Source organism: Catellatospora sp. TT07R-123 (assembly GCF_018327705.1).
GTDB lineage: Bacteria > Actinomycetota > Actinomycetes > Mycobacteriales > Micromonosporaceae > Catellatospora.
Map to the genome: position 1 here is coordinate 1,550,525 of NZ_BNEM01000002.1, position 12,678 is coordinate 1,563,202.

Genomic DNA, 12,678 nt, shown 5'->3' on the forward strand with positions numbered 1-12,678 from the left:
CCCGCCCGCGCGGCGCGGGTGCAGTTTCGGGGAAAGTGCTGGAATCTTGGCTCGAATTCGTGCGCTTTCCCCGAAAGTGCACGCTGCCACCGCCAGCGGGACGGCGCGGCGGCGCGGGTCAGGGGAGGGTGGGGTCGCGCCAGGGGCCGGTAGGGAGGGCGGGCATGGCGCCGGAGTCGTCCGAGGTGCACAGGGGCAGGCGCTCGCCGAGGCAGCGCAGCGCCAGCGAACCCAGCACCGCGGCCAGCAGCGACCCGGCCAGCACCCCGATCTTGGCCTGCTCGCGCAGCTCGGGGTCGGTGAAGGCCAGATCGGTGATGAACAGCGCGATGGTGAACCCGATCCCGGCCAGCAGCGCCCCGCCGATCAGGTGCCCGTACCGGACCCGGCCCGGCAGCTCGCCCAGCCCGGTCCGCAGCGCCACGGCCGCTCCGGCGCTGATGCCGACGGTCTTGCCGATCACCAGAGCCGCCACGATACCGATGGTCACCGGCGAGGTCGCCGCCCGGCGCAGCGTCTCGCCGTCCAGCCGCACCCCGGCGTTGGCCAGGCCGAACACCGGGATCACCAGGTACGCGCTGACCGGGTGCAGCGCGTCCTGGAGCCGGTCGTTGGGCGGCACCGTGGCCCGTGCCGCCGAGGCGGCCAGCCGGGCGCGGGCGGCGTCGGCGCGTTCCAGCACGGCCCGGCCGTAGAAGCGCAGCCGCTCGGCCTGCTCCGGCTCGACCGGCGTGGCGGGCACGAGCAGCCCGACCAGGACCCCGGCCAGCGTCGGGTGCACGCCCGAGGCGTACACGGCCGCCCACAGCAGCAGCCCGACCAGCACGTACGGCTGCAACTGCCATACCCGGGCCCAGCGCAGCCCGGCCAGCACCAGCACCAGGGCCAGCGCGGCCAGCAGCGCGGGCACGGACACGTGCGCGGTGTAGAACACGGCCATCACGGTGATCGCCCCGATGTCGTCGGCGATGGCCAGGGTGAGCAGGAACAGGCGCAGCTGGTCCGGGCAGCGCGGCCCGAACAGCGCCAGGATCCCGACCAGGAACGCCGTGTCGGTCGAGACCGGGATGCCCCAGCCCATCGCCGGGGGGCCGGTCGGATTGAACGCCAGGTAGATCAGGGCGGGCAGGATGAGGCCGCCGAGCGCCCCGAGCACCGGCACCAGCACGGCTCGGGGCCGCCGCAGCTCCCCCACGGTGGTCTCGCGGCTGATCTCCAGGCCGACGGTGAGGAAGAACAGCGCCATCGCCAGGTCGTTGACCCAGTGCCGCAGGTCCAGCGTTATCCCGGCGTCGCCGACGCGCACCGACGCCTCGGTGTGCCAGAACTGCTCGTACCCGCCGCCCGGGATGTTCGCCCAGACCAGCGCGACCACCGTGGCCACCAGCAGCAGCAGGCCGCTGCCCGCCTCGGTGGCCAGGAACCGCTGGAGCGGGTACGACACGTGCGGCACCGGGATGGACACCCGGGGCGCTGGTCCGGGGCGCGGCGGCAGCGCCGCGGTGCGGGCCGACATAACCCTGATGATCCCCGGACGGGGGCCGCCGAGCAGGCGCTTGGCCGGATCACAGCCCTCCGGCCTGCACCTGGGCGCCGCGGGCGAGCGGTGCGGAGATCAGGGTCGACCACGCCGCAGGCTCAGGGAAACCACCCTGCCGACGGCGGGCACCGGCCGCCGATGATGGCCCCGGGACGCCGCGAGGGTCGCGGCGATCGGGCGGAGGAGATGACATGACGGCCACGGCGGCACCGGTCCGGGTGCGGCGGAAGGTGGGCTTCTGGTGGTTCGCGCTGAGCGCGGCGGCGATCGCGGTGTTCGCCGCGCTGCCGTACCTGACCAGCTCACTGCCGAGCCTGGCCGAGGCGGACAACGGGCTGGCCGCCAACTACGCGCACCGCCCGGCGACCGTCCAGTTCGCGCTGTACGCCCACATCGTCGGCGCCGCGCTGGCGCTGCTGCTGTCGCCGCTGCAGTTCGCGGCGCGGCTGCGCGAACGCGCTCCGCGCCTGCACCGGGTGGTCGGGCGGACCGTGTTCGGCGCGATCATGGTCGGCGGCGCGGCGGGGCTGGTGCTGGCGCCGTTCAGCAGCGCCGGGATCGCCGGCACGCTCGGGTTCGGCGCGCTGGCGGTGCTGTGGGTCGGGTCGGCGGTGACGGCGCTGCGGGCGATCCGGGGCGGCGACGTCGAGGCGCACCGGCAGTGGATGGTGCGCACGTTCGCGCTGACGTACGCCGCCGTCACGCTGCGGCTGTGGCTGCCGGTGCTGATCGTGGCGCAGGTCGCGGCCGCCGGGGTGGACGGGCAGACGGCGTTCGACCGGGCGTACCTGGTCGTGCCGTTCCTGGCCTGGGTGCCCAACCTGCTGGTCGCCCACTGGTGGCTGCGGCGCCGCTGAGCGGCGGCGGCCGGTTCACTGGCCTCGGCGGTACGCGTCGAGGCCGGTGAACCACTTCTCGGCCAGCCACCGCTCACCGCTGGTGTCGACGGCGCAGCCGGCCAGCTTGAGCCGGTTGGCGAGCTTGCGGCGGCAGTCCGGGCCCGCGTCGAGCTGGACGAAGTTCAGCCCGGCCAGGTCGGCGATCTCCCGCATCCGCCCCGCCTTCACGATCAGCGTCCGGTCGGGCAGCGCGCCGAGGGCCAGCCCCAGCTCGATCAGCACGTTCGGCCGGGCCTGCATGCCCGGTTCCCGGTGCGCCGGGTCGTCGGTCGTACGGTGCAGGCTGGAGTGCAGGCTGACCTGGTCGTCCGGGGTCAGCAGCACCACGGTCGCCTGGCAGACGGCCACCGCCCGCGAGATCACCTCCGACAGGTGCGGCATCGGCTTGCCCGTCTTCGCGACCAGCGCCTCCCACGGCATCGGCAGCAGGCCGATCGCCGTCAGGAACTCGAACATCTGCTCCAGCACGGCCTCGTCCCGGCCGTGCACCACGAACACGCGCCGCCGGGCGTCGGGGTCGTCGTCCTTGGCCGTCGGCGCGGGCCGCGCCTGGACCCGCGCCGGCGGCGCGACCGCGGCGCCCAGGTCGGCGACCTGCCGGGCCCGGCCGCTGTCGAGGTCGAGATACCTCAGGTCAGTGCCGATCTGGTCGAGGAGCCAGCCGCCCACCGCCCGGTCGTCGGCGACCAGGTCGCAGTGGTCCGGGACCGACTCGGCGGCCACCACCTTGGCCATGTTCGACAGCGCGATCTCGGCGGTGAGCCGCAGCTCCTTCAGCGACGCCCCGAACATCGCCGACTCCAGCCCGTCCTGGTGCAGCCGGTCCAGCTGTCCCAGCACGGACTTCAGCAGCTCGGCGTCGGCCGGGCCGGGCTCCTTCGCCAGCGAGCGCAGCCGGTCGGCCAGCGCGCCCAGGTCGACCCGGCCGCGGCCGGCGTGCCGGTCGCGTTCCCACACCCGCAGCAGGTAGCGCAGCTTCGCCGCGTGCAGCAGATACCGGGCCAGCGGGGGGATCGCGGTGCCGCCGTCGGACCAGATCCAGGCGCTCAGCTGCGCGTCGTCGGGCTCCGGCACGGCGCACAGCAGGCGGCGCAGGTCGCGGGAGTCCTCCTGGGGCGTGATCTCCCACATGGCCACCCCGTCGGGCAGCAGGCAGCCCCGCTGCCACCAGTCGGCCGCCTCCGCGCGGGCGGGCAGCAGCAGCCGCGCCTGCTGCCCCTCCTCCGCCGAGGCGGACACCGGCCCGTCCAGCCGGGCCCCGTAGACCATCGCCTGTCCGAGCAGCGACGGGCCGGCCGAGCCGACCAGCTCCCGCCAGCGCAGGTCGGTGCGCGCCCACCAGGTCCCGGTCTCGGGCCGGGCCGGGGCCAGGCCGACCGACAGGCAGAGCACGTCGTGGTGCAGCCGCAGCACGGCCTGGTCGACCGCGCCGCGGTGCTCCTGCCCGGCGACCGCCCGCTCCTGGCCGGAGCCGGCGCCGATCAGCTCGCCGAGCGTCTCCGGCAGGTGCGACGGCAGCCCCGTGCCGGGGATGGCCTCGGTCATCGCGAACGCGTGGCGGCAGCCCGCCCACACCTCGTGCAGCCGGCGGTAGGCGGCCTCGGCGGCCGGGCCGTCCGTCGGCGCGTACAGGTGGACGACCAGCTGCTGGTCAACGATGTGACGTGCCGCCATCCGGGGCGCCTCCGTTCCCGAGGGTGTGCACGAGCCGGTTGAGCGTGTCGCGCACCTTCTTCGGCGGCGGGACCGTCGCGGTGGTGCCGACCCTGGTGAGCCGGACCGGCCCGGACAGTTCGAGGTCGCTCCAGGCCTGGCGCACGGTGTCGGCGTCGCGGGCGGCCAGGGCCGACTCGATCACCTCGACGAGGGCGAGCACCTGCTCCCACCGCGCCTCGGCGAGCTCCCACTCGGCCGCCTCCCGCAGCAGCTCGCCCAGTTCGGCGACTTCCTCGTCGGAAACCATCGTCGTCAGTTCCTCCGTCGCATGGGGCGCCGACCGGCACGTCCCGCGCTAAGCAGACCATCCCGGCCGCCGCCGGGGAACCCCTGATCCGGACCGCTTCGGCCGCGGACGCGGCGACTCCCTCGGGCCGATCGCGCTGATCAGCGAAGATGCTGCCCTCGCGGCCGGATGAGGGAACGTCCATTCACGACTGACGGACCGGCTGCGCCCGTGTCGCGGGCCCCGACGGGTCCGGGCGGCGTGCCCGCGCACGTCGGTGCGCGGGCACGCCGCCCGGGAGGTGCGGCCGGTGCGGCCCGGTCAGGCGACCGGGGTCACTGGAAGGTCAGGGTTCCGTTGGTGTTGCGTACGCAGGCGAGGGTGCGGTTGGCGGTGGCCGCCGCGGCCGCCAGGCACTGGCCGAGCACGGCGTGACCGGCCGCGTTCGGGTGCCACGACTCCTGGCACGTCTGGAAGTACGTGACACAGGCGTTCGCGAACCGCTGGATCGCGATCTTGTCGTATCCGGACAGGTTGGTGATCGGCACGCCGGTCGGGCCGTCCTGGATGCGCACCGGGGTCGCCAGCGCGCCGGTCGGGCTGTTGGCGTTCTCGCAGAGCCGGGCGCCGTCGAAGGCCCGCTGCACGTTCAGGTAGACCAGGTCCGCGCCGGGGAACTCGGCCGACAGGGTCGCGTGCGCGTTGCTGACGATGGTGCCGAGCGCGGCCGAGAAGTTCCGGCCGGGGGTGAGGCTGGCCCGGTGGATCGGGCAGCCCGCGGCGTACCGCTCCGCGCCCAGCGCCCGGAACTTGTCGCGGGTGTCGTCGCGGTCGTCCTCGGTCCAGAACGACGAGTACAGCTCCGGCGGCAGCGGGTTGGTGTAGTCCTGCAGCACGATGCGGTGCTGGCCGTCGGGGTCGATCTCGTTGAGCGTGGTCAGCAGCTGGCGCAGCGCGTTGGTCGTCTCGGCAGTGGCGGCGGCGACCTCGGCCGAGGTGGCCAGGTCGGCGTCGGAGCACGGCTCCTGCGGGACCGGGCCGTTGATGTACGCCCAGAACTCCCACCAGCCGGTCCACGCGTCGGCGATGAACCGGTTGGCGCACAGCGACGCGACGTCGCCGAAGGTGAACGAGCTGTTGTTGGAACCGAGCCCGACCAGCACCAGGTCGATGTCGTGGGTCTGCGCGACCGCCCGCAGCTGGTCCAGCTGCGCGGCGACCAGGCGGCCGTTGGTGCGGGCGTTGGACGCGCTGGCGATGTCGCGCGGCTGGCCGCCGGAGCAGGCCAGGTTGTACCGGTCGGCGATGCCGGGCAGGTTGGCCTGGAGCAGCGAGGCGTTGGCCGAGCGGTGGCAGAAGAACGCGTTGTTGTTCGCGGCCGACCAGCCGGGGAAGCCCTGGTTGACGCCGTTGACGTCGACGACGGGCTGGTAGGAGCCCGCGCCCTCGCCGCTGATGAAGCTGTCGCCGATGGCCACGGCCGCCGTGGGCAGGGCTGCGGTGGCGGGGGTGGCGACGGCCACGGCGCCAGAGCCGAGCGCCGTGACGACCGCCGCCAGGAGCGTGATGCGACGGAGTCTGATCACCGGTGCCCCTTTCTCCTCATAGGAACGTGAGATTTGCTCGGGGATCAGACCACGCGTTACGGTGTACGTCAATGCCTCGATGTCCAGCCGCAGGTCAGCACGGACCTGCTATCCCATTTTTCCTACCGGACTAGTAGGCTATCGTCTGCGGCGCGCCCGCCCGACGTCGAGGAGCTCCACCATGACCGCGTTCCACTGGTTCCTGCCCACGTCCGGCGACGGGCACGAGATCGGCGCGGCCACCGTGGCCGCCGGGGCGGCCCGGCACTCCCGCGCCGCCACCATCGGCTACCTGTCCGAGGTCGCCCAGGCCGCCGAGCAGGCCGGATTCACCGCCGCGCTCACGCCGGTGGGCGCGGGCTGCCCGGACCCGTGGATCGTCTGCGCGGCAGTCGCCCAGCACACCGAGCGGCTCAAGCTGCTGGTGGCGTTCCGGACCGGGTTCGCGCTGCCCACGCTGCTGGCGCAGCAGGCCGAGGCGTTCCAGTCGGTGACCGGCGGGCGGCTGGCGCTCAACGCGGTCACCGGCGGCGACCGGGCCGAGCAGCGGGCGTACGGCGACCACCTCGACCACGGCGACCGCTACGAGCGCACCGCGGAATGCCTCGACGTGCTCCGCCGCGCCTGGGCCGGGGAGAAGTTCGACTACCGGGGCCGCCACTACCAGGTCGAGAACGGCGGATTGAACCAGCCGCTGGACCCGGCGCCGCCGATCTACTTCGGCGGCGCGTCCCCGGCCGCCGAGCAGGTCGCGGCGCGGCACGCCGACGTCTATCTGATGTGGGGCGAGCCGCCGGCCGCGGTCGCCGAGCGGGCCGCCCGGATGCGGGCGCTGGCCGCCGCGCAGGGCCGCACCCTGCGGCTGGGCATCCGCCTGCACGTGATCGCGCGGCCCAGCGCCGACGAGGCGTGGGGCGAGGCCGACCGGCTGCTGGCGGGCATGTCACCGGAGCGCGTCGCGGCGACGCAGCAGCGGTTCGCCCGGATGGAGTCGGTCGGGCAGGCGCGGATGGCGGCCCTGCACGGCGGCACCGCCGAGAGCCTGGTCGTGTCGCCGAACCTGTGGGCGGGCGTGGGCCTGGTCCGCGAGGGCGCGGGCACGGCGCTGGTGGGCAGCTACGCCGAGGTCGCGCAGCGGATCAGCGAGTACGCCGCGCTCGGGCTCGACGAGTTCATCCTGTCCGCCTGGCCGCACCGCGAGGAGGCCACCCGCATCGGCACCCACGTCCTGCCCCTCGTGGCGCGGTAGGCGGCTCAGCGGGCCAGCTGCGAGTATCCGCCCATGTGGTAGAGCAGCGGTTCGCCGTCGCGCTGCTGGGCGTCGACCGGCCGCCCGAGCACGATCGCGTGGTCACCGGCCGGGATGCGCTCGACGACCTCGCAGACCAGCGTGGCCAGCACCCCGTTGAGGATCGGCACGCCGTACGGCCCGGGGGCCCACAGGCCGGTGTCGGCGAAGCGGTCGATGCCGCGGGTGGCGAACGTCCGCGCCACCTCCTGCTGGCCGGCCGCGAGCAGGTGGATCGCGACGTGGCGGGCCCCGGCGACGGCGGGCCAGCTGGAGGAGTCGCGGTCCAGGCAGAAGGACACGAGCTGCGGCCGCAACGACACCGAGGTGAACGAGGTGGCGGTGAAGCCCGCCGGTCCGGCGTCGCCGTGGCCGGAGGTGGTGACCACGGTGACGGTCGTGGCGTACTGGCGCAGCAGACCGAGGTAGCGGCCGACTTCGATGCCCGCGACGGCGGTCGACTGGTCCGACGGTACGGCGATGGTCATGGGGGTGCCTCCCGGTGAGGGTGACCTAACGGTAACTCGGCCGGGTGTCTCCATGGGTGCTCAATCTGCCACCGCGGCCGGACCGGCCACCGCGGGGCGGCCCGCCTCGACGGGCGGCGGCGCGGGCAGGAGCCGGCGCGACCGCCACACCGACCAGCCGGAGGCCAGCAGCGACAGGCCCGTGAACACGAACAGCAGCCGGTAGTCGACGATGGAGACGAGCCCGGCCCCGGCCGCGATCGCCGCCGCCGACGGCCCGCTGATCAGCGCGTCGACCCCGGCCGCGACGCGGCCCATCATCGCCGCGGGGGTGGACCGTTGCAGCAGCGTGTGGAAGCTCACCACCGTCACGGCCAGCCCGCATCCGAAGAAGACCATGCCGGGTATGGACAGCCACAGCTGCGGTATCACGAACGACAGCGACGCCGGGGTGAGCGCGAGCATGCCCAGCGCGACGGCCCTCACCTCGCCGAGGCGGCGGATCAGGCCGATGGCCAGCGCGCCGCCGAGCAGGCCGCCGATGCCCTGCACCGCCGACAGCACCCCGACGAACCCGGGCGGCCGGTGCAGGCCCTGGTCGACGTAGGCGAACACGAGGGTCTCGTTGAAGCCGAGCATGAAGATGCTGAACGCCATGCCCGTGGTGATCCGGCGCAGCACCGGGTGCGCGGCCACGTGCCGCAGCCCGGCACCGGCCTCGGTCAGCCAGTGCGGCGCGGAGGGTTCGGGGGCGGCCTCGCGGACCCGGATCACGGCCACGGCCAGGGCGGAGATCACGAACCCGGCGACGGTGACCGCGGCGACGGTCCAGCCGCCGACGGCGGTGTAGAGGGCGGCCCCGGCGACGGGCCCGCCCAGGCGCAGCGCCTGGCGGACCGTCTGCAGGGCGCCGTTGGCCTCGGCCAGCAGCTCGTCCGGGACGACGACCTTGATCAGACCGGTGAGGGCGGCGCTGACGGCCAGGTAGGACAGGCCGTACAGGACGGCCACGAGGTAGATGATCCAGACGTCGGCGCGGTCGCGTACGGCGAACAGCGGGGTGAGCGCGGCGGCGACGGTGAGATTGGCCCCGACCAGGAACGGCCGCCGCCGGAACCGGTCGACGAACCAGCCGACCAGCGGCGCGAGCAGGATCGGCGCCACCACCGCGAATATGATCATTCCAGCCTGGCCGCTGGAGCCGGTGATGTCCTTGACCCAGATCGCCAGGGCCAGGACCAGGATCGACTCGGCGGCCATACTCGCGATCAGGCCGCAGAACAGCAGTCGGAAGTCGGCACGGCGCAGCACTTGGCGCATCCGCGTCTCCTCACGTGCACGAGGCGGGCAGACAGCTTATCCCTTATCCGGGGAAATTGACGATCTTTCACTCACTTGTCCGCGCGTGCCGCGACACGCCCCATCACGGCGGCCGGGGACAATGGCGGTGTGGATCAGGACAGGTTTGCCGGACGCGTCGCCGTGGTCACCGGCGCCAACCGGGGCATCGGGCGCGAAGTGGTGCGGCAGCTCGCGCAGGGCGGGGCGAGCGTGGTGCTCGGCTCGCGCGACCAGGCCCGCGGCGAGCAGGCGGCGGCCGAGCTGCGTGCCGAGCTGTCCGGCGGCGGTGAGATCGTCGCACTGCGGCTCGACGTCACCGACCCGGTGAACCTGCGGTCGGTCGCCGCCGCGGTCGGCGAGCGGTACGGGCGGCTCGACGTGCTGGTCAACAACGCCGCCGTCCTGTACGACACCTGGCAGCGCACCGAGAACGCCGACCTGGACACGGTGCGCGAGGCGCTGGAGACCAACCTGCTCGGCGCGTGGCGCACCACGCAGGCGCTGCTGCCGCTGCTGCGCGCCGGCCGCCATCCGCGCATGGTCAACGTGTCCAGCGAGAGCGGGTCGCTGACGGGGATGGGCGGCGAGACCCCGGCGTACGGCGTGTCCAAGGCCGCGCTGAACGCGCTGACCCGCAAGCTCGCCGACGACCTGGCCGGCGGCGGCATCCTGGTCAACGCCGTCTGTCCGGGGTGGATCGCCACCGACATGGGCGGCCCCGGCGGCGGCCCAGTGGCCGACGGCGCCGCGAGCGTGCTGTGGGCGGTGGATCTGCCCGACCGCGGGCCGACCGGAGGCTTCTTCCGGCACGGCCGGCCCCTGCCGTGGTAACCGGACAATGCACCTGTAAAAGCCGCTAAAAGCACACATGACAATGTGTCGGATCGGTTACTGCACGACCGCATTAGAGCGCCGGAGGACACCGCCCAAAAGCGGCTTTCCGGATGTGCCGGGGCGCATCATTCTCCTCACCGTTCCGACCGGTATGGACGTCCGATGCCCATCGGTCTGATCATCTGATTGTGTGCTGCTGGCGGCGGTGGTTGGGTGACACCGACATCGGCCACGGTCGGGCCTGGCGGCTCGGGCACGGGTCTGTGAATGGTCAGGAGTCCCGGCGGGGCGACTTCAACACGGCACTGCCGGGCTGACGGTCGGCGGGCGACTGCCATAGGTCAATGAACCAGTGGCCCACCAATCCAAAGGATCATCGTGTCAGTAGGCGACATTCTCGTCTGGACAGTGGCCGTAGTGCTGCTCGCGGCCGTGGCGTTCTTCGTCAAGGCCGTCTTCTTCGACAAGCGACCGCAGAAGTTCGCGTTCGCGCTCTCGATCCTGTCCATCCCGCTCTACCTGGTCTACTTCTCGGACCGCTGGCCCTGGGGCGAGCTGCCGATGCGCAAGGCCGTGCAGTGGCTGGACAACTTCGACAACGCCGACCCGAACTTCGGCTCGTCGGTGGCGCCCGCCTTCATCATCGGCGCCGTCCTGCTGACCCACCTGGTGGTGCTGCAGCGTGTCGCCGCCGGCCGCCGGCTGGAGCGCCTGCAGGACCCGATTGCGACGTTCTTCTCCAGCACCGTGCTCGCCGCGCTGGTCGGCGGCGTGCTGGTGTCGACGTTCCACTGGGGCTGGACCGGCTCGGTCATCGTCGCCGTCGTCTACACCCTGGTCTACCTGGGCGTGCTGGCCCTGCTCGCGGCGGTCATCGAGATCCTGGTCGAGCTCGCCAAGCTGCTGGGCGTGTGGCTCAAGCGCCGCGCGTTCCTCATCGCGACCGGCATCACCCGCGGTTCCAGCTTCGTGTCGTCGCTGGCGGGCCGCCTGGGCCTGACCGACATGGCCGAGAAGATCCGCGCCAGGCGCGACGGCCAGGAGGCCATCTTCGTCGACGAGCAGGACTCCCAGGACAAGGAGCTGTACGCGGCCTTCCTGCGTGACCGCGCCTCCCAGCGCCGGATGGCGGGCCGCACCGAGGAGGAGATCGCCGCCGAGATCCAGGAGCTGACCGCGCCGGAGCTCATCGAGGGCGTGCCGGTCCCCGTCGAGGAGCCGGCCAAGAAGCCGAGCCGCTCGCGCCGCAACCCGGTCAACGCCGCCCCGGCCCAGGCCGAGGCCCCCGCCGCCGAGACCGTCCCGGCCGTCACCGCCGAGAGCACCTCCGCCGACGCGTGACCCTCGCGGCCTGAAGTCAGGAAGGGCACCTTCTCCATCGGATTCCGATGGAGAAGGTGCCCTTCCTTCGTCTTTCAGCTGAGGGCGGTGTGCGCCTCGGCCGCGGCGCGCTCGCCGGAGGCGATCGCCCCGTCGACGTAGCCGCACCACCGCTCGGCGGTCTCGGTCCCCGCCCAGTGCACCCGCCCGACCGGCTCCCGCAGCGCCGCCCCCACCTGCGTCCACGCTCCCGGTGGCAGGTGCGCCCCGTAGCAGCCGCGGGTCCACTCCTCGGCGTTCCAGTCGCGTTCCAGGAACGCCACCGGCTCCAGCGCTCGCGGCCCGACGAAACGGGTCAGCGACTGGAGCACCTCCGCCCGCCGCTGCTCAGCGCTGACCTCACCCAGCCGCAGCGACTCGGGGCCGTCCAGGAAGGCCAGCAGGATGCCGGGTCCGCCGGCACCGGCCGGGCTGGCGTCGAACGCGACCTTCACCGGCCCCCGGTCGCTGGCGGCCTCGGCGGACAGGCCGTCGGCACGCCAGAACGGGCTGTCGTAGACGGCGTGGCACTTGATGATGCCGCCGTGCGGGGCACGCTGGGTGAGCTGGTCGCGGCGCGCGGGCAGGGCCGGGGTGTACGCGATCCGCCCCGCCAGCGTCGGCGGCACCGCCACGATCACCCGCCGGGCGCTCAGCTCACCGGTGGGGGTCTGGACCCGTACCCCCGTCTCGTCCTGGCTGATCGCGCGCACCGGCGTGCCCAGCCGGACCCGGTCGCCCAGGTGCGCCGTCAGGCGCACGGCCAGGGTGCCCAGGCCCTCGACCACCCGGTCCTGCTGCGCGCCGCCGACGGTGCTGATCAGGGTCTCCAGGCTGGTGCCGCTGGCGCAGTAGAAGAGCGCGTGCAGCAGCGACAGGTTCGCCGGGACGGTGGCGAACACGGCCTCGCACGCGGTGCGGAAGAAGTCGCGGCCGCGCTCGGTGAAGCAGGTGCGCCGCAGCCAGGTCTCGAACGTCTGGCTGTCCAGGTCGGCCGCGCGCGGGGTGCGCCACGGCTGCGCCAGGTCCACGGTCCTGGCCAGGCGGTCGAACCGGAACTGGGTCTGCCCGACGTCGAGCAGCGTCAGCGGGTCGAGCTTCGGGATGCGGCCGGTGTAGCGGCGCGCCTTGCCCCGGAACACGACCAGTGCGCTGCCGCCGGTCGACTGCGGTTGGGTGGCCAGCCCGAACCGGGACAGCTCCTTGTACAGCAGGTCCTGGCCCGGCCCCACCCACTGCCCGCCCTGGTCCACCACGTACGGCGGGAAGCCCGGGACGTCGGCGGTCAGGGTGCGGCCGCCGACGCGGTCGCGCGCCTCCAGCACGAGCACGCTGCGGCCCTGGGCCACGAGCCGGTCGGCGGCGGTCAACCCGGCGACCCCGGCCCCGACCACGATCACATCTGCGTCCATGGTGGGGGAT

At 73.5% G+C, this 12,678-nt stretch carries 11 protein-coding genes; 4 read left to right on the forward strand and 7 right to left on the reverse strand.

Features of this window, described 5'->3' with window-relative positions; all coding sequences use genetic code 11:
- Positions 1-118: 118 nt before the first annotated feature.
- Positions 119-1,516 carry a Na+/H+ antiporter NhaA gene (nhaA, locus tag Cs7R123_RS26910; protein WP_212830491.1) on the reverse strand — a complete coding sequence of 466 codons (1,398 nt, stop codon included), beginning with the start codon at positions 1,514-1,516 and terminating at the stop codon, positions 119-121.
- A 215-nt stretch (positions 1,517-1,731) separates the two neighbouring features.
- Here nhaA and Cs7R123_RS26915 point away from each other — a divergent pair, with 215 nt between their 5' ends.
- Positions 1,732-2,397 carry a DUF2306 domain-containing protein gene (locus Cs7R123_RS26915; protein ID WP_212830492.1) on the forward strand — a complete coding sequence of 222 codons (666 nt, stop codon included), beginning with the start codon at positions 1,732-1,734 and terminating at the stop codon, positions 2,395-2,397.
- A 15-nt stretch (positions 2,398-2,412) separates the two neighbouring features.
- On the opposite strand, the gene Cs7R123_RS26920 is transcribed toward Cs7R123_RS26915, so the two are convergent.
- The 3 genes from Cs7R123_RS26920 to Cs7R123_RS26930 all read right to left on the reverse strand — a co-directional run bounded on the left by Cs7R123_RS26920 (position 2,413) and on the right by Cs7R123_RS26930 (position 5,967).
- A complete protein-coding gene (locus Cs7R123_RS26920) occupies positions 2,413-4,113 on the reverse strand; it encodes a CATRA conflict system CASPASE/TPR repeat-associated protein (protein ID WP_212830493.1) in 1,701 nt (566 codons plus the stop codon).
- A complete protein-coding gene (locus tag Cs7R123_RS26925) occupies positions 4,091-4,402 on the reverse strand; it encodes a CATRA system-associated protein (RefSeq protein ID WP_212830494.1) in 312 nt (103 codons plus the stop codon). The genes Cs7R123_RS26920 and Cs7R123_RS26925 overlap by 23 nt, the downstream gene beginning before the upstream one ends.
- A 314-nt stretch (positions 4,403-4,716) precedes the next feature.
- On the reverse strand, positions 4,717-5,967 hold the full coding sequence (locus Cs7R123_RS26930; RefSeq protein WP_212830495.1) for a hypothetical protein: 1,251 nt from the start codon (positions 5,965-5,967) through the stop codon (positions 4,717-4,719).
- 181 nt (positions 5,968-6,148) lie between these two features.
- On the opposite strand from Cs7R123_RS26930, the gene Cs7R123_RS26935 reads away from it, so the two are divergent.
- Complete coding sequence (locus Cs7R123_RS26935; protein WP_212830496.1) at positions 6,149-7,216, forward strand: LLM class flavin-dependent oxidoreductase; 1,068 nt, start codon at positions 6,149-6,151, stop codon at positions 7,214-7,216.
- Between the two features lie 5 nt (positions 7,217-7,221).
- Here the strand turns inward: Cs7R123_RS26935 and Cs7R123_RS26940 are convergent, their stop codons facing one another.
- Both Cs7R123_RS26940 and Cs7R123_RS26945 read right to left on the reverse strand, forming a co-directional pair.
- Entirely contained in the window at positions 7,222-7,743 is a 522-nt protein-coding gene (locus tag Cs7R123_RS26940; RefSeq protein WP_212830497.1) for a flavin reductase family protein, read from the reverse strand.
- A 60-nt stretch (positions 7,744-7,803) separates the two neighbouring features.
- Positions 7,804-9,042: an MFS transporter gene (locus Cs7R123_RS26945; RefSeq protein ID WP_212830498.1), complete on the reverse strand. Its 1,239-nt coding sequence runs from the start codon at positions 9,040-9,042 to the stop codon at positions 7,804-7,806.
- Positions 9,043-9,171: 129 nt separating this feature from the next.
- Here Cs7R123_RS26945 and Cs7R123_RS26950 point away from each other — a divergent pair, with 129 nt between their 5' ends.
- Together Cs7R123_RS26950 and Cs7R123_RS26955 are read left to right on the forward strand one after the other, a co-directional pair.
- Positions 9,172-9,894, forward strand: coding sequence for an SDR family NAD(P)-dependent oxidoreductase (locus Cs7R123_RS26950; RefSeq protein WP_212830499.1), 723 nt, complete (start codon positions 9,172-9,174; stop codon positions 9,892-9,894).
- A 381-nt stretch (positions 9,895-10,275) separates the two neighbouring features.
- Complete coding sequence (locus tag Cs7R123_RS26955) at positions 10,276-11,238, forward strand: hypothetical protein (RefSeq protein ID WP_212830500.1); 963 nt, start codon at positions 10,276-10,278, stop codon at positions 11,236-11,238.
- 74 nt (positions 11,239-11,312) lie between these two features.
- Here the strand turns inward: Cs7R123_RS26955 and Cs7R123_RS26960 are convergent, their stop codons facing one another.
- A complete protein-coding gene (locus Cs7R123_RS26960) occupies positions 11,313-12,668 on the reverse strand; it encodes a flavin monoamine oxidase family protein (protein WP_212830501.1) in 1,356 nt (451 codons plus the stop codon).
- Positions 12,669-12,678: the final 10 nt, after the last annotated feature.